At 45.1% G+C, this 18209-nt stretch carries 15 protein-coding genes; 4 read left to right on the forward strand and 11 right to left on the reverse strand.

The window, feature by feature from the left end; translation table 11 throughout:
* Positions 1-92: 92 nt before the first annotated feature.
* From glyS to fadB, 11 genes are all read right to left on the reverse strand, one after another.
* Positions 93-2171, reverse strand: coding sequence for a glycine--tRNA ligase subunit beta (gene glyS / locus FFR00_RS11705; RefSeq protein WP_137673584.1), 2079 nt, complete (start codon positions 2169-2171; stop codon positions 93-95).
* 10 nt (positions 2172-2181) lie between these two features.
* On the reverse strand, positions 2182-3087 hold the full coding sequence (gene glyQ / locus FFR00_RS11710) for a glycine--tRNA ligase subunit alpha (protein WP_137673606.1): 906 nt from the start codon (positions 3085-3087) through the stop codon (positions 2182-2184).
* A gap of 131 nt (positions 3088-3218) precedes the next feature.
* The gene (gene tusA, locus FFR00_RS11715; RefSeq protein ID WP_137673585.1) at positions 3219-3470 is read right to left on the reverse strand and encodes a sulfurtransferase TusA; all 252 of its coding nucleotides are present in this window, start codon (positions 3468-3470) and stop codon (positions 3219-3221) included.
* Positions 3471-3644: 174 nt separating this feature from the next.
* On the reverse strand, positions 3645-4757 hold the full coding sequence (locus FFR00_RS11720) for an ABC transporter ATP-binding protein (RefSeq protein WP_137673586.1): 1113 nt from the start codon (positions 4755-4757) through the stop codon (positions 3645-3647).
* Positions 4758-4763: 6 nt separating this feature from the next.
* Positions 4764-5618, reverse strand: a complete 855-nt coding sequence (locus FFR00_RS11725) for a carbohydrate ABC transporter permease (protein ID WP_137673587.1) — start codon at positions 5616-5618, stop codon at positions 4764-4766.
* A 2-nt stretch (positions 5619-5620) separates the two neighbouring features.
* The gene (locus FFR00_RS11730) at positions 5621-6493 is read right to left on the reverse strand and encodes a carbohydrate ABC transporter permease (RefSeq protein WP_201798740.1); all 873 of its coding nucleotides are present in this window, start codon (positions 6491-6493) and stop codon (positions 5621-5623) included.
* A gap of 106 nt (positions 6494-6599) precedes the next feature.
* Positions 6600-7850: an ABC transporter substrate-binding protein gene (locus FFR00_RS11735; RefSeq protein ID WP_137673589.1), complete on the reverse strand. Its 1251-nt coding sequence runs from the start codon at positions 7848-7850 to the stop codon at positions 6600-6602.
* 138 nt (positions 7851-7988) lie between these two features.
* Positions 7989-9428, reverse strand: a complete 1440-nt coding sequence (locus FFR00_RS11740; RefSeq protein WP_137673590.1) for an ATP-binding protein — start codon at positions 9426-9428, stop codon at positions 7989-7991.
* Complete coding sequence (locus FFR00_RS11745; protein WP_137673591.1) at positions 9418-10134, reverse strand: response regulator; 717 nt, start codon at positions 10132-10134, stop codon at positions 9418-9420. The genes FFR00_RS11740 and FFR00_RS11745 overlap by 11 nt, the downstream gene beginning before the upstream one ends.
* Positions 10135-10265: 131 nt before the next feature.
* Positions 10266-11429, reverse strand: a complete 1164-nt coding sequence (gene fadA, locus FFR00_RS11750) for an acetyl-CoA C-acyltransferase FadA (RefSeq protein ID WP_137673592.1) — start codon at positions 11427-11429, stop codon at positions 10266-10268.
* Between the two features lie 14 nt (positions 11430-11443).
* The gene (fadB, locus tag FFR00_RS11755; protein WP_137673593.1) at positions 11444-13603 is read right to left on the reverse strand and encodes a fatty acid oxidation complex subunit alpha FadB; all 2160 of its coding nucleotides are present in this window, start codon (positions 13601-13603) and stop codon (positions 11444-11446) included.
* Between the two features lie 271 nt (positions 13604-13874).
* Here fadB and pepQ point away from each other — a divergent pair, with 271 nt between their 5' ends.
* From pepQ to hemG, 4 genes are all read left to right on the forward strand, one after another.
* A complete protein-coding gene (gene pepQ / locus FFR00_RS11760; RefSeq protein ID WP_137673594.1) occupies positions 13875-15200 on the forward strand; it encodes a Xaa-Pro dipeptidase in 1326 nt (441 codons plus the stop codon).
* Positions 15191-15820 (forward strand): YigZ family protein, encoded by a 630-nt coding sequence (locus FFR00_RS11765; RefSeq protein WP_137673595.1) that lies wholly within the window; start codon positions 15191-15193, stop codon positions 15818-15820. Before pepQ ends, FFR00_RS11765 begins: the two co-directional genes overlap by 10 nt.
* Positions 15821-15889: 69 nt before the next feature.
* Positions 15890-17347: a TrkH family potassium uptake protein gene (locus FFR00_RS11770; RefSeq protein WP_137673596.1), complete on the forward strand. Its 1458-nt coding sequence runs from the start codon at positions 15890-15892 to the stop codon at positions 17345-17347.
* Positions 17348-17349: 2 nt separating this feature from the next.
* A complete protein-coding gene (hemG, locus tag FFR00_RS11775) occupies positions 17350-17883 on the forward strand; it encodes a menaquinone-dependent protoporphyrinogen IX dehydrogenase (RefSeq protein WP_137673597.1) in 534 nt (177 codons plus the stop codon).
* Positions 17884-18209 lie beyond the last annotated feature (326 nt).

An 18209-nucleotide genomic window follows, 5' to 3' on the forward strand; every position in this document is an offset into this window, starting at 1 on the left:
TAGCTAATTTTATTAAAAGGGTTAACTAGATCAAAAAAAGCCATCTCCTTGTTTAGAAGATAGCTTTTTTATTACACCAATTAGCTGTGAAGCTACTGAATCACTGAGATGTCTGCAATTTCTAAAAATAGCTGACGAAGTGAATTTAGCAGGCTTAAACGGTTAATTTTTAGTCCGTCATCTTCGCTCATTACCATCACGTTATCGAAGAAGTTATCTACAACATCGCGTAAGTTGGCAAGCTCGATTAGTGCTTGTTGATAATCGCCTTTTTCAAGCAAAGGTTTTAGCGTAACAGCCATCGAATCAACTGCAGATGCTAAGGCTTGTTCTTGCGGCTCTTGAAGCAAACTAGCGTCAACTTGTGGTTTAACAAAGTCTGGGTTTTTCGCCAGAATGTTAGACACTCGTTTGTTGGCTGCCGCTAATGCTTGGGCTTGATCTAAAGAACGGAAGTGGCTTACCGCCTTAATGCGTTGCTCAATGTCCGCCAACTTAGTTGGTTTACGTTCCAATACGGCGGTAATCACGCTGGCATCAATACCTTGCTCGAGGTACATCGCGCGTAGGCGAGCATAAATAAACTCGATAAGCTGAGTATGAACCTTGGCTTGTTGATCTTGGCTAAGTTCAAGCGGCAATAACAGCAGTGCACTATTAATTAGCGTATCTAAATCTAATTCAAAACCTTTGTCTTGAATGATACGAATAATACCTAAGCTTGCCCGGCGCAAAGCAAATGGGTCTTTATCACCTTTTGGTAGTTGGCCAATGGCAAAAATACCCACCAAGGTATCTAGTTTGTCGGCAATCGCGACTGCTGATGCCACCTTGGACTCAGGCAGTTTATCGCCTGAAAAGCGCGGCCAGTATTGCTGATTTAAGGCATTAGCGACATCTTCATGCTCGCCGTCGAACTTGGCGTAATACATGCCCATAACGCCTTGAATATCTGGAAACTCAAGAACCATTTCGCTGTTTAAATCAGCTTTTGATAACAAACCTGCACGTTGAGCGTGCTGGCTATCGCCACCAATTTCGCCTGCAACTTGTGCTGCTAATTCAGAAACGCGGTTAGCCTTATCTAATAAGCTACCAAGTTTTTGTTGGAATACCACGTTAGCAAGCTTATCTAAACGGCTGTCTAAACGTGACTTTTTGTCGGTATTAAAGAAAAACTCGGCATCGGCTAGGCGAGGGCGAACCACTTTTTCGTTACCAACAATTACTTGTTGAGGATCTTTGCTGACAATATTAGATACGAAGATAAAGCGCGGTAATAAGTTACCTTTGGTATCTAAAATTGGAAAGTATTTCTGGTTATCTTTCATGGTGTAGATAAGCGCTTCAGCAGGCACGTCTAAGAACTTGTCCTCAAAACTACCTACCATAGCTACTGGCCACTCAACCAATGAACATACTTCTTCAAGTAGTGCTTCATCCATTTCTACTACACCGCCTTCGCGGGCAGCTTCAGCTTCGATTTGTTCACGAATAATCGCTTTACGCTGTTCGTAGTTAACTATCACTTTACCGCGACGGTCTAACTGTTGAACATAATCGTTGGCGTGGTTTAGTTCAAATTCAGCATCGCCCATAAAACGGTGGCCGCGCACAGTGCGAGCAGATTCGATACCAAGAATATTGCCTTGAACTAATTTCTCTCCGTACAACATAGTAATAGTATGTACAGGGCGAATGAATTGAATCGATTTAGCTCCCCAACGCATTGGTTTAGGGATAGGTAATTTTGCTAAGGCATCTGCAACAATATCTGGGAACAATTGATAAATAGTTTGGCCGCTAATTTCAGCCTTATGCAGTAGCCATTCGCCTTTGTCGGTTTTTAGTCGTTCGGCTTGTTCAACGGTAATGCCATTTGAGCGTGCCCAACCATCGGCTGCTTTAGTGGCATTGCCGTTAGCATCAAATGCGCTGCTAATGGCTGGACCGCGTTTTTCTACGACTTTATCGGGTGTTTTTTCATTCAAAGCTTGAACAGAAAGCGCTAGGCGACGAGGCGCAGCAAACCATTCAATACTATCAAACTCAAAACCAGCTTTTTCTAAGCTTTGTTGTACATTGCTTTTAAAAGACTCAGCCAAGCCACGTAAGGCTTTTGGTGGCAACTCTTCGGTGCCGATTTCTACTAATAGGTTCTCGTTACTCATGCTGCCTCCGTTACTTCTTGTCTTTGCATAAAGGGAAACCAAGCGCTTCTCGTGCACTGTAATAGGTTTCCGCTACGGCTTTTGATAACGCTCTAACGCGCAAAATGTAGCGTTGGCGTTCGGTGACCGAGATAGCATGACGAGCATCAAGTAGGTTGAAGGCGTGTGAGGCTTTCATTACTTGTTCGTAAGCGGGCAAAGGTAAACCTGCTTCAACTAATTGTTGGCTGTCTTTTTCGCACTGATCGAATTGTGCAAATAGTGCAGTAGTGTCGGCGTGTTCAAAATTGTAGGTTGATTGCTCAACTTCGTTCTGGTGGAACACATCGCCATAGGTCACTTTACCCATTGGGCCGTCGGTCCATACTAGGTCGTAGATACTATCTACGCCTTGAATGTACATCGCTAAGCGCTCTAAACCGTAGGTGATTTCACCGGTTACTGGTGAGCACTCTAAGCCACCCACTTGTTGGAAATAAGTGAACTGAGTAATTTCCATACCGTTCAACCAAATTTCCCAGCCAAGGCCCCAAGCACCTAAAGTTGGCGATTCCCAGTTATCTTCTACGAAGCGGATATCGTGAACTTCAGGGTTAATGCCTAGTTCGACTAATGAACCTAGGTATAACTCTTGAATGTTATCTGGAGAAGGCTTCATCACTACTTGAAATTGGTAGTAATGCTGCAAGCGGTTAGGGTTTTCACCATAACGGCCATCGGTTGGACGACGACATGGTTGTACATAAGCACTCGACATCGGTTCTGGACCGATAGAGCGCAAAAATGTTTGCGGATGAAAGGTGCCTGCACCTACTTCCATGTCTAAAGGTTGAACAAGAACACAGCCCTGACGAGCCCAGTAGTCTTGCAGGGCCAAAATAAGGCCTTGAAAGGTTTTAATATCGTATTTATGCATGATTTTAGTGTCGCGCGTATGAAAAATAATCGGTTTTATAACTGACGGAGTATACCCTAGCACGCAGGCAGACCCTAGTGCTGTTGTATCGGGAATCGCTGATAAATTAGACTTTTTTGAAACAAACTCGGCTAACTACCTTTCTTGATCAAATATTGAAAGGGAGTTTGGTCAGTTTTTTTGGCCACTAAGGTGTGATCCATAAACTCACAAAAGCTTACCATGTCACGAGTGGTGGACGGATCGTCGGCTTGCACCAGCAAGGTTTCGCCGATATTTATGTTACGAATGGCTTTGCGCACCATCATCACCGGTTCTGGACAGCGCAGGCCCAAAGCATTTAATTGGTGATCGGCTTGGCTAAATTCTGTGTTATTGCTCATCAAACGTGGTCTCTTTTTGCTACTTTGTCATTGTATAACAGCTGGTTGAAAAGTGGCAGCTGTCAGCATTGACGATTGACAGCTTAACTTGTAGAGAGTGATGTTCAGATAAAAGAAAAGAGGCCGAAACCTCTTTATTGCAGGGATAACTAAAGGGAGTGGTGCAACAAATACTTAGCGAATGCGCTGTTCGTTATTCGGGTCGAAATACACTGCGCTAGACAGATCAAACATTAAATTTAGGTTTTCTCCCATTGTTGCTGGTTTATCGGGGTCGAGTCGGCAACTAATTTCTTTGCCATTCAAGGTTACCAAGGCAATGGTGTCGGGGCCGGTAGGTTCTAATACACCGAGCTTCAAGTTAAGGGTGGTGACTAAGGGTTTGTCTTTTTTGTAAGGATTCACATGGGTTATTTGTTCTGGCCTTATGCCCACCACTAATGATTTACCCGCATATTTTCCTAGGTGCTCTGGCAGCGGAATTTGATGTTGCTGTTGTTGGTCACATACCAATGAGCCCATCAAGCCATGTTCGCTTTGCTCAACACTGCAGTGCAAAAAGTTCATTGCAGGAGAGCCCATAAAACCAGCGACAAACATATCAGCAGGATCGTTATAAATCTCCGAGGGGCTACCTAGTTGCAAGAGCTGACCGTCTTTCATCACGGCAATTCTATCGGCTAGGGTCATTGCTTCAATTTGGTCGTGGGTCACATATACAATGGTGGTGCCTAAACGTTGGTGTAGCTTTTTAATCTCGTGGCGCATCTCTACGCGCAGTTTGGCATCTAAGTTACTTAAGGGTTCGTCAAACAAATAGATTTTGGGTTGGCGGGCTAGGGCGCGTCCCATTGATACTCTCTGTTGCTGACCGCCAGAGAGCTGTGAAGGCTTACGGTCTAACAGGTGTTCAATTTGCAGTAACTGCGCGACTCGAGTGATTTCAGTCTCGCGGGCATCCTTATCCATTTTTTGAATTTTTAGGGCAAATTCGATATTGCCGCGAACGGTCATATTTGGATATAGCGCATAAGATTGAAACACCATGGCGATGTCGCGATCTTTGGGGTCAACATCGTTAACCACTTTTCCGTCAATGCAAATGTCGCCGCTAGTTATTTCTTCTAGGCCAGCAATCATATTCATGAGTGTAGATTTACCACAGCCAGAGGGACCCACTAAAATTAAAAACTCGCCGGCATTAATCGAGATATTAATGTCTTCCAGGGTATTAGGGGCACTTTTACCATAGCGTTTGTAGAGTTGTTTTATATCTAAGGTCGCCATTGTTTCTTATCCTTTTACTGAGCCAGCGGTTAAACCGCGCACAAAATACTTTCCAGCTACTACATAGACAAACAGAGTGGGTAGCGCAGCAATAATGGCAGCGGCCATATCCACGTTGTATTCCTTCACTCCGGTGCTGGTATTTACTAGGTTGTTTAACGCGACCGTAATGGGTTGTGAATCGGAGCCCGAATACACCACTCCAAACAAGAAGTCGTTCCAAATTTGTGTGAACTGCCAAATGATGCACACCATGATGATGGGCTTAGAAATAGGCAGCATAATTTTGAAGAAAATAGTGAAGAAGCCTGCGCCATCTAATTTAGCGGCTTTTACTAACTCCCCGGGAACCGACACATAAAAATTACGGAAGAATAGAGTAGTAAATACCAAACCGTAGACAACATGCACAAACACTAAGCCAGTGGTGGTATTAGCCAAGCCAAACTTACCTAAGGTGGCGGCCATGGGCAGCAAAATTACCTGAAAAGGAATAAAACAGCCAAATAGCATTAAGGCAAAGAATAGGTTTGAGCCTTTAAAGCGCCAATGCGCAATAACGTAGCCGTTTAGTGCTCCAATTAAGGTTGAAATGAAAACCGCAGGAACCGCCATTTTAAAGGAGTTCCAGAAATAACCTTTTACTCCCTCACAGGTAACCCCGGTACAGGCAGTGCCCCAGGCTTTAAACCATGCGTCAAAGACCCATACTTCAGGTAGAGATAGTAAGTTGCCACCGCGAATATCCGGCAAAGATTTAAACGAGGTAAGCAGCATTACTAATAGCGGCATTAAATAGATAGCGCAAAATAGCACTAATATTGAATAGATGAAGATGCGACCCGGTGAAAATTTAGTCATGATTATTGCTCCCGGTTACGCAGTTCTGAGTACAAATACGGCACTAAAATGGCGAGTACACCGGCTAGCATCATCATCGCACTGGCGGCACCTAAGCCCATTTGTCCGCGGGTAAAGGCGTGGGTATACATAAACAGTGCTGGTAAGTCTGACGAGTAACCCGGCCCACCGGAGGTGAGTGCGGTCACTAAATCAAAACTCTTAATCGCGATGTGCGAGGTAATAATCACCGCACTGAAAAAGACCGGACGTAAACAAGGCAGGATGATTTTCCAGTAAATAGTGGGCATGCTGGCGCCGTCGATCTGTGCTGCTTTAACAATGCTTGAATCAATGCCACGTAGGCCCGCCAAAAACATCGCCATAACAAAGCCTGAAGATTGCCACACGGCAGCAATAACCAGGGTATACACCGACATGTCATTGCTCACCAGCCAGTTAAATTCAAAACTGGTCCAGCCCCAATCATGCATCATCTTCTCTAAGCCCAGCCCAGGGTTTAAAATCCACTTCCAAGCCGTGCCCGTGACAATGAACGACAAGGCCATAGGGTAGAGATAAATGGTACGAATAGCCCCTTCTTGGCGAATATTTTGGTCTAACAAAATAGCCAGTAAGGTGCCTAAAATTATTGAAATGATAATGAACAGTACGCCAAAAATCAGCAGGTTGATGCAGGAGGTAACCCAGCGATCATTCTCCATCAGTTTGTTGTATTGCAGTAAGCCAGCCCACTTAAAATTAGGTAGAAAACGTGAGTGGGTTAGAGACAGGTAGCCAGTCCAAGCTACGTAGCCATAAATACATACCGTCACCAAAAAAATTGAAGGTGACAAGATGATTTTGGGCAACCATTTTTGCAAGGTATTAAACATAGTACAGCCTCGTTCGAACGCCATGTTCAAACTAACAAGGTAATAGCAGGTGCAAGCTCCGACCAGCTGGCCGGAGCATGATACTTATTTAGATAAGTGGGTAGGTTTACTTAGCGGCTTTAACAACACGCGCTAATTTAGTCACGGTTTCTTTAGGGTCACCATCAGGGTCGTTAAAGAAGTTCGTTACTACGTCATAAATAGCGCCTTGTACATAACCCGTGGTGGCTAGGCCGTGGGCCATACTTGGCACCAAATCACCCGAGGTATTACTGGCCTTAAAGGTAGCCATTGAATCCAAGGCACAGCTATCAAATTTGCTCATATCCATATCGGTACGTACTGGAATCGAGCCTTTGTTTAAGTTGAAGACCTCTTGGAATTCAGGAGTTAAAATAGTTTTCGCTAAACTCTTTTGGGCAGTCACATTATCAGCATTACTTAGCTCAAACATGGCAAAGCTGTCGATGTTAAAGGTAAATTGGCCATCGGTGCCTGGTGCTGGTAAACAAACAAAATCTTTACCGGGTACTTTGCCTGCAGCAATAAATTCGCCTTTCGCCCAGTCACCCATAATTTGCATGCCTGCTTGGCCATTTATCACCATGCTGGTGGCAATGTTCCAATCGCGGCCAGGAGAGTCACTGTCGATGTAGTTACGCATTTTTTTGAATACGGTGAAAACTTCCACCATTTTGTCGCCACTAAGCACTGCATCATCGTGCATTACAAACGCTTTGTTGTAGTCTTCTGAACCCAGTATATCTAAGGCTATTGCTTCAAATACTGTAGCGTCTTGCCAAGCTTGGCCACCGTGAGCTAGCGGAATAATGCCTGCAGCTTTTAACTTCTCAGCAGAGACAAAAAATTCATCCATGGTGGTAGGGATCTTAGCGCCGGCTTTTTCAAATACGGCTGGGTTTGCCCATAACCAGTTTACTCGGTGAACGTTTACCGGTACTGCTACATAGTCACCGTTAAACTTCATTACATTTGTGACAACTGCTGGAACAACCTCATCCCATTTTTCTGCCTTAGCCACGTCGTTCAAGTTACTCAGGAAGCCAAGATCAGCCCATTCTTGAATATCATGACCTTTAATTTGCGCTGCCGCTGGTGGGTTACCTGAAATAGCGCGGGTTTTTAATACCGTCATAGCACTTTCACCGCCGCCGCCTGCTACTGCAAAGTCTTTCCACGAATGACCTTGTGCTTCTAGCATTTCTTTAAGTACGCCTACCGATTTGGCTTCACCACCTGAAGTCCACCAGTGTAAAACTTCTACTTCACCTGCGTATGCCAGGTTAATCGCGCTAGTAAGTGCCAGGGTAGAGGCTAGAGTTGCAAATTTACGCATATTGATGCCTTTGTTATTTTTTTGTGAATTCCATTCCTTAATCACCAATCTTTACAGCAGGCGATTGGCTAATTAATAGACTAGATGAAACAGCTTGATAACAAAGTAACCTTTTGTAACCAGGTTGTTACAAAGTGGTTATTTTATGTGAGGCAGTTGGAGTTTTACTTCTAAACCTCCTTGAGGCAGGTTTTGCAGAGTAATATCACCACCGTGAGCGTGGGCAATATTGCGGGCAATACCTAAGCCCAAACCCGAGCCTGAATCATCTTTGCTGATACGAACATAAGGATTAAATACTTCTTTAATCCGTTCCTCTGGAATACCAGGGCCGTGGTCTACAAACAGTAAACACAGTTCTACATCGTCATCGAGTAAGTAAATCTCAATGTCGTTGCCGTACTTAATGCCATTTTCAACCAGGTTGCTAATACAGCGCTTAATCGCCAAGGGCTTACCGCGGTATGGTTCAAGAGCCTCACCAAACACAATCACCTTACCCGAGAAGGGTTCTATGCAGTGTTTGAGGTGAGTCATTATATTTATATCACTTAAGTTTTCGTGAATATCGGTATCTTTTACCGTTTGTAGTGCGCCTTTGGCCATGATTTCCAGTTCATCTAAATCACGGTTAAAGGCATCAATGACGGTATCATCGTCTAATAACTCTGCGCGTAAGCGCAAACGAGTAATCGGTGTCTTTAAATCGTGTGAGATAGAGCGGAATAGCAATTCCCGATCTTCAATATACCGTTTCAATTTACCCTGCATGGTATTAAAGGCGCGAGTGGCCTTACGGATTTCGTCGCTGCCTTCTTCTGTTAGTGGCGGCTGGAACAAGTCGATAGTCAGCCGAGAAGCCGCTTTGGCTAAACGCCGCAGTGGTCGAGTTTGCCTACGCACTAATACAAAGGTAAACAGCAGCAAGAAGAACGTCATAAGAGCGATAAACATCACGCGATCTTGCGGCAGTAAATTGTCCTGCAGCGTCATATAGGGAGCGGGTAAAAGTGCGGCCAAGTAAATCCATTCACCACTCTCTAGTTCGATTTGAGTAACCAAGATTGGCGGATTTAGCGGTTCAATTTGCAGTGTATGTGAGGCCCAAGAAGAGGGTAAATCTTTAAGCAAAATGTCATTTTTAAGAACATGCAGCTTGTCAGGCATGGAAAAATCAACATCAATCATTGGGCTGCGACTTAGCTCTCGATGTAATACTTCGCCAACCGTTTGAATCACAATGTTTTTGCGGTGGCTGTCGGGAATAGATTCAATGTTAATGTAATCTTTGTTCAATGAGACAAAGAAACGGGTACCGCCCATTTTACGAAGCTGATTCAACACGATGTGTCGATACTCAGAAGGTAACGATTCAAAAAAGGTAACCGTAGAGGCTAGGCTCAAGGCCAAGTTTTGCGAGGTAGAGCGCAAGCCATCAGATTCTGATTGGCGTAGCTGATAAAACCAAATAAAGCTGCTGGCACCTTGCGCTAAGCCAATGGCCAGTAACAGTAACAGCAGCATCCTCGCTAGTAGCGAGTTAGGCTTTATGCGTTCAATAAAGGCCTTAAACTTCATGGCTGACTTGCGTCACCATCATATAACCTACGCCACGTATGGTGCGAATTAAGCGAGTTTGGCTGCCGTCATCTTTGAGGCGCTGGCGTAAACGACTAATTTGTACATCTATACCGCGCTCCATAGGCAAGCTTTCGCGACCGCGAGTCGCATCGCTAATGGTATCTCTGTCTAGGGTTTCGTTAGGGTGTTGCAAAAACAGCTGTAACAAGCGGTAATCACTGCTCGATAACTCAAGCTTGTCGCCATCTTCATGCTCAAGCTGTTGTGTTTGACTGTCTAAACGCCATTGACCAAAGCGAATATAGCGAGTGTTTTGTTGGGCATTTGCGGTGACTTGCGAGCGTCGTAACAAGGCTTTGATTCGAGCCAGTAGTTCACGCGGATTAAATGGTTTGCCAATATAATCGTCGGCACCCAGCTCTAAACCCACAATGCGATCCATTTCGTCAGAGTTCGCGGTGAGCATGATGATAGGCACGTTTGAAGTACGGCGAATTTTTTGACACAGCGTGAAGCCATCATCTCCCGGCAGCATGATGTCGAGAATGATCAGTTCTGGGTCATTGGTTTCAAGCAATTTGGCCATTTCTTCACCGTCATTGGCGCTAATCACATCAAAACCTGACTTACTTAAATATTGTTCAAGTAAGCTACGAATTTCTAAGTCATCATCAACAACCAATAACTGTTTAGCTAAAACCATGGGCCTCTGTACTATTTTTTGCGAAGTAAGTGGCGTTAAGGATAACAAACAACCGGCTTAGGAAAAATGCCTGCGGAGCGTGAGTAAAAAAAATGGGAGCTCAATGCTCCCAGTTTTGAGTTAAAGCTTGCTTATGGTCGTTCAAATACCGTAGCAATACCTTGGCCTAAACCAATACACATGGTGGCCACACCTAGCTTGGCGTCTTTGGCTTCCATTAGATTGATAAGGGTGGTGGAGATTCGGGTACCCGAACAACCTAGTGGGTGCCCTAAAGCGATGGCGCCACCGTTTAAGTTAACCTTGTCTTCCACTTGGTCCAATAACCCTAAATCTTTAACGCAAGGTAATGATTGCGCGGCAAAGGCTTCATTTAGTTCAAATAGGTCAATGTCTTCTACCTTTAAACCAGCACGTTTAAGCGCTTTTTGTGTAGCAGGTACAGGGCCATAACCCATGATAGAAGGATCGCAACCAGCAATCGCCATTGAGCGTACTTTGGCGCGAACGGTTAAACCTAGCTCGGCGGCTTTGTCTGCCGACATCACCAACATGGCTGAAGCGCCATCTGATAAAGCAGAAGACGTACCGGCGGTCACTTTACCGTTGGCGGGGTCAAATACCGGGCGTAATTGCGACAAACCTTCAGTTGTGGTTTCAGGGCGAATTACTTCGTCGCTTTCAATTAGCTTTAAAGTACCGTCTGCATCGTGACCTTCAATTGGGAAGATTTCGTTAGTGAATCGGCCTTCTAGGGTTGCCTGGTGTGCTAAGCGGTGTGAACGCGCACCAAATTCATCCATGGCTTCTCGGCTAATGCCGTGCATTTGTGAAAGCAATTCGGCGGTTAAACCCATCATACCGGCAGCTTTGGCTACCGATTTAGCCATACCCGGGTGAAAGTCTACGCCATGGTTCATTGGTACGTGACCCATATGCTCAACACCACCAACAATAAATACATCACCTTGGTCGGCCATAATTGCGCGAGCGGCGTCATGCAAAGCTTGCATCGACGAACCACATAAACGGTTTACGGTAACAGCACCCGTTGAATGTGGTAAACCCGCCAATAGCGCCGCATTACGCGCTACGTTGAAACCTTGTTCTAGGGTTTGTTGTACACAACCCCAGTACACATCTTCAATGTCATTTGGATCTAGCTTAGGGTTACGCTCCACCAAGCCTTTCATTAGCTGGGCAGACAAATCTTCGGCGCGAACATTTCTAAAACAGCCATTCTTTGAGCGGCCCATAGGAGTTCGAATACAATCAACAATCACTACTTCTTTCATTTTATGTTCCTCCATTAGCCTTGTTTGCCATAGTAAGTTTCACCTGCCGCTGCTTTAGTGCGCAAGCCGTCAGTTACTTGATAAAGTGGACCCAAATCGGCGTATTTATCTGCTAAGGCTACGTACTTATCAAGACCCATGGTATCTAAATAGCGGAACACGCCGCCACGGAAAGGAGGGAATCCTAAGCCGTACACTAGTGCCATATCGGCTTCTGCAGGGCTTTGAATAATGCCCTCTTCTAAACAACGTACTACTTCGTTAATCATTGGAATCATCATTCGAGCAATAATCTGCTCGCTGCTGTATTCGTAACGTTCGTTGCAAATTTGCTTGAGTAAGTCGTAGCTGGCTGGATCGGCATCTTTCTTGGGTTTGCCTCTACGATCTTTGGTGTAGGCATAAAAACCTAAGCCATTTTTCTGGCCAAAACGTTCAGCTTGGTACATCACATCAATGGCATCTTCACCGTCTTTGCTCATGCGCTCTGGGAAGCCATTTGCCATTACCGCGCCGGCGTGGTGGCCGGTATCAATGCCGACGACATCAAGTAAGTAAGCAGGGCCCATTGGCCAACCGAATTGCTTCTCCATGATTTTGTCTACTTTTACAAAGTCGGCACCGTCTTGGAGTAAGCGAGTAAAGCCAAAGAAGTAAGGGAACAATACGCGGTTAACAAAGAAGCCTGGGCAGTCGTTAACCACTACCGGGGTTTTACCCATTTTAGCGGCGTAGGCGACTACGCTGTCTATGGTTTCCTGTGAAGTCTTCTCACCGCGAATCACTTCAACCAACGGCATACGATGCACTGGGTTGAAGAAGTGCATACCACAGAATTTTTCTGGGCGGCTCAGGTTTTCCGCGAGTAGCGAGATAGGGATGGTAGAAGTATTGGACGCCACAATGGTGTCTTCAGACACTTTTTGTTCTACTTCTTGTAGTACAGCCGCTTTAACTTTTGGATTCTCTACTACTGCTTCTACTACGATATCGCAGTTAGCAATGGCTTCGTAATTAAGGCTTGGGTTAATGGCCGATAGAATTTTACCCATCTTCAAGCCATCAATGCGGCCACGCTCAAGTTGCTTATTCAGTAACTTGCTGGCTTCATTCATGCCAAGCTCTAATGCCGCTTGGTTAATGTCTTTCATTACTGCCGGTACGCCACGGCTAGCGCTTTGATAAGCAATGCCGCCACCCATAATACCTGCGCCTAATACAGCAGCTTGATTAATGTTTTGGGCATTCTTCGAGGCTTTTTTAGCAAGGCCTTTAAGTTGTTGGTCGTTTAAGAAGATACCGACTAAGGCTTGGGCTACTTCAGATTGAGCCAAACCGATGAAGTATTTGCCTTCTAAGGCAAGGGCCTCGGTGCGGCCACAACGGGCGGCTTTTTCCATGGTTTTAACCGCGGTGATCGGCGCGGGGTAGTGAGGGCCTGCTTTAGCTATCACCATGCCTTTGGCACAGTTAAAGCTCATAGTGGCTTCTATTTGGTTTAAAGCTAGTGGTGATAACTTAGCTTGGCGACGACTCTGCCAGTCGATTTTTTCGCTAATAGCGTCTTGCAACATCGCTAAGGCGGCATCATGCAATTTCTCTGCTGGGACTACGGCGTCTAACATGCCAAATTTTTGAGAGGCTGCGGCCTTATAGTTTTTACCGGTGGTAATCCACTCCATCGCATTGTCGGCGCCAATGACTCGTGGCAATCGTACGGTGCCGCCAAAGCCAGGCATAATACCTAATTGGGTTTCTGGTAGGCCAATACGCGCACCGGGCTCGCCTACACGTAAGTCAGTAGACAGTACAAATTCGCAACCGCCACCTAGGGCGTAACCATTAATCGCAGAAATAGTTGGAACGGCTAAATCTTCTAGGGCATTGAAGATGTCATTCGCTTTGGTTAGCCATGCGGCTAACTCTTGCTCTGGTAGGGCGAATAGGCCCAAAAACTCGGTGATGTCAGCACCAACAATGAAGGCATCTTTGGCTGAACTTACTAACAAACCTTGTAAAGCTGATTGCTGCTGCAATGCAGTAATGGCCTCATCCAGTGAGACTAAAGTGCTTTTGTCTAGCTTATTTACACTTCCTTGCTTGGCATCGAATGTTAGTTCAGCGATACCGTCGGCAATATAGCGAACACTGAGGTTCTCGCCTTGATATATCATTCTGCTCTCCTTGTAGCTGGCGTACATTGCACCAGTTTTGTGTAGGGGTTAGAGATTAATTTTGTAATCAGTTTGTTACTCAAACATTAAAACAAATATAACGACCATTTAAAACACTTGTTTAATTTTTTGTCGGAAGCCGCACAAAACAAATGGGTCACTGCAACTTGTTTCCGGCAAGAAATCGTCAATTAACTGCTCTAGATCCAACAATCTGTTTATTAAATGCGCTATAACTAAATAGCTAATTAATAGTCGTAGAGAGGGTGCTATGCCAACTATTCATCAACTGTTTACTCAGCATATCGAGCAACTACAGCATCGGGTGGCTGATGTATTAGAGCGAGAGAATCTAGAGGCGCTGATTATTCACTCGGGTTATCCGCTTAGAACCTTTCTTGATGACCAGCATTACCCTTTCAAAACAAATCCGCATTTCAAACATTGGTTGCCACTAACCACTCATCCACATTGTTGGCTAGTGGTTGATGGTCACACTAAACCCACGCTTATTTATCACCAACCGAGTGACTATTGGCTTAAAGCCGCGGGGGATCCTGAAGGCTTTTGGGTAGATAGCTTTAATATTAAGTTGATGGCAAACCCGCAAGATATAGAACCGTTCTTACCCCGCAATAGGCAACGTTGCGCCTATATTGGCGAGCATCCGGAGTTAGCAGAAGCCTTAGCCATTGGTGAGCGTAATCCCGAATCAACACTAAGCTATTTGCATTACTACCGCGCCTATAAAACCGATTACGAAATAGAGTGCATTGGCGAAGCGAACCGCAGAGCGGTAAAAGCACATTTAGTCGCCAAGGACTTGTTCTTTGCTGGCGCCTCTGAGTTTGAAATTAACTTGGCGTATTTGTCTAGTTTAGGGAAAAGTGAACACTCACTACCGTACTCCAACATTATTGCACTTAACGAAAATGCCGCCACTCTCCACTACACAGCTCTAAGTGCAAAGAAATTGGCAGAACAACAACATTATTCTTTATTGATTGATGCGGGTGCAGAATATCGTGGCTACGCGGCAGACATCACCCGTACTTACGCTTATCGAAAAGGCTTGTTTGCTGAACTGGTGGCCGAGATGGACAAATTGCAGTTAGCCCTAATTGCTGATTTAAAACCTGGTCACCCTTATACCGACTTACACCTAAAAGCCCATCGTCAGCTAGCAAAGTTGCTGGTGGACTTTGAGTTTGTTTATTGCAGCGCAGCAGCGGCGGTTGAGAAAGGCATTACTCGATGCTTTTTCCCGCATGGTTTAGGACATCACTTGGGTTTGCAGGTGCACGATGTAGGTGGTTTTATGCTAAATGAAGATGGTGAGGTTCAAGCTGCTCCTAGCAACGATCCATTTTTGCGCTGTACTCGCATCATCGAGCCGCGTCATGTATTAACTATTGAACCTGGTTTGTACTTTATTGAAAGTTTGTTGAGTGAACTGGCTGAATCTGAGCATACCCGCTTGATTAATTGGTCACGGGTTGATGAAATGCGTCGCTTTGGCGGCATTCGCATTGAGGACAATGTGGTGGTTACCGCGCAAGCTTGCAACAACTTAACCCGAGAGCAGAATTGGAAATAGCACACACTAGCGACTATTTACGACCTATTGAGCAAGTTAGCACTGAAGAAACTATTAAACGTAGTCGTTTTATTAGCTACCTTATTCCGGTGGCTAATCGGCAAATGGCTCAACAGCAGCTGGCAGAAATAAAACAAGTACACCCTCAAGCTCGTCATCACTGTTGGGCTTTTGTGGCAGGTCATCCAAACGACAGCCAATGTTTAGGCTTTAGTGATGATGGCGAACCCTCGGGCACTGCTGGTAAGCCTATGCTGGCTCAATTACAGGGGAGTGGCTTAGGACAAATACTGGCAGTGGTAGTACGCTATTCTGGCGGAATAAAGTTGGGTACTGGTGGTTTGGTTAAAGCTTATGGTGGCGGCGTTCAACAGGCGTTAAAACTAGTCAATACCGAAACGGTTGTGGCTAGCGGTCAGTGTTGGTTAACCTTTGACTATGCCTTTACTACCCAAGTTGAAATGCTGCTTAGCCGCTTTCAAGCCAGCAAACTGGATACTCAGTTTTCAGATTCTGCGCAAATGCAGGTAAGCCTCCCCTTAAGCGAATATGAGTCCTTTAGACAGCAACTCATTAATGTCTCAAGTGGGCAAATTAGCGTGAGTAAGCTGTTGTCTTAAGTTGTCTTGTGTGGCGCTTTACTTCAAGATATACAGCATAAACTTTATTTAGACAGAGAAACGACACGGATGCAAATCAGAGCGATTATTAGGATCGTTGGGCTTCTAGTAATGCTATTTAGTCTCGCTATGATTGTTCCAGCCTTGGTGGCGGCTGTTTATAAGGATGGTGCGGGTAAAGCCTTTATGGCGGCATTTGCACTGTGTGTTAGTGCCGGTTTTCTGTTGTGGTTCCCCCAACGTCATCAAAAAACTGAATTAAAAGCCAAAGAGGGTTTTTTAATTGTGGTGCTGTTCTGGACAGTACTAGGCAGTGTAGGAGCGTTGCCGTTTATTCTTACCGAAAACCCCAATATGTCGATTACCGACTCCTTCTTTGAATCCTTCTCTGGGCTTACGACGACCGGTGCAACGGTTATTGTAGGCATAGAAGAACTGCCCAAAGGCATATTGTTTTATCGGCAAATGCTGCAGTGGTTAGGGGGGATGGGAATCATTGTTCTTGCGGTTGCGGTACTGCCCATTCTAGGTGTTGGCGGTATGCAGCTGTATCGCGCCGAGATCCCTGGGCCAGTAAAAGATAAGAAGATGACCCCGCGAATTGCCGAAACCGCTAAAGTGCTGTGGTACATCTATCTGTTTCTCACCATTAGTTGTTCGGTGGCGTTTTGGCTAGCGGGAATGTCTTTGTTCGATGCGATATGCCATGCTTTCTCTACCATCGCTATTGGTGGCTTCTCCACTTACGACGCCAGCCTTGGCCATTTCGATAGCTCATTAATCAATACCATTTGTGCAGTATTTCTTATCATCTCTGGGATTAACTTCTCCTTACACTTTGCTGCCATTAATGGCCGAGCCATTACCTTTAAGTACTATTTTCTTGATCCCGAGTGTCGTGCTTTCTTCTTTATACAAATGAGTCTAACCCTGATTTGTGTGGCTATTTTGCTTGCTCAGCAAGTTTATAGTTCGCCTACTGTGGCCTTAGACCAAGCCTTTATTCAGTCTGTCTCCATTTCTACTACTGCTGGTTTTACAACAACCAGTTTCTCAGAGTGGCCGCTGTTCTTGCCTGTACTACTGGTATTTTCCAGTTTTATTGGCGGCTGTGCAGGGTCAACGGGAGGGGGCTTAAAGGTTATTCGAGTATTCTTGTTAAGCCTGCAGGGGATGCGCGAGTTAAAACGCTTAGTCCATCCGCGAGCGGTATTTCAAATTAAGCTGGCCAACAAAGCATTGCCAGACCGCGTGCTCGAAGCAGTTTGGGGCTTTTTCTCTGCATATACCTTAGTGTTTGTTATTTGTATGTTAGGGCTTATTGCGGCGGGGATGGACGAACTGTCGGCATTTTCAGCCGTGGTCGCTTGTTTAAATAACTTGGGGCCAGGGCTGGGCCAAGTGGCGGTGCATTACTCAGACATTACCGACGCAAGTAAATGGGTGTTGCTTACTGCAATGCTATTTGGACGTTTAGAAGTATTTACCTTATTGGTGTTGTTTACACCTGCCTTTTGGAAAAGTTAATCATGAAACTACTGGTACTGTATTCAAGCTGTGAAGGGCAAACCTTAAAGATAGCTAAACACATTGTTGCTAAACAAGCTGACGCTATCGAGAGCGCAGATTACCTCAATATAGAAGAGAGTAAGCTAACTCTTGAATTAGAAGGTTACGACAAAGTACTTATTGGTGCGTCTATTCGTTACGGAAAGTTTAGGCCGCAGTTATTTGCAATGCTTTCTGAGTACCAACAACAGCTCGCCAAACTGCCCGTAGCATTTTTTGGGGTATGTTTAACTGCACGCAAGCCAGAGAAGAGTACCCCTGAAACCAGTGTATATATGAAGAAGCTAAATCAAACCGCAGCCTGGACCCCTAAACTTCAAGCAGTGTTTGCCGGCGCCTTGCTGTATTCTCGATACACATGGTGGCAAGCATTATTAATTCAACTGATTATGAAGATGACCGGCGGAAGCACAGATAAAAGCCAAGATATCGAATTAACCGATTGGAACAAAGTTGATGAATTCGCTACAGAGTTCGCAAATCTGCATGAATAAACAACAATCCGAGCGTTTTTAAAGTGTTCTTGCACAAGCTTTGAACACTTAAACAAAAAACTTCAATTTTCTTCAAAAAACGCTTGCGCCGCCAGCGCGGATCCCTATAATGCGACTCCACTGACACGGCAAGCGGCGCTGCAAAGCGATGTAGAAACGATGTCAGGGTTGGTAAGGCCTGAGGCTTTATTAACGGCGCAAAAACTTCTTCTTAATTAATATTAAAAAGCGGTTGACAGCCACAGAGGAAAGCGTAGAATGCGCACCTCGCTTCGGCAACGAAGCAACGCTCTTTAACAATTTATCAAGCAATCTGTGTGAGCACT

Origin of the sequence: Agarivorans sp. Toyoura001 (assembly GCF_005405585.1) — a bacterium.
In the GTDB taxonomy this organism is placed as follows: domain Bacteria; phylum Pseudomonadota; class Gammaproteobacteria; order Enterobacterales; family Celerinatantimonadaceae; genus Agarivorans.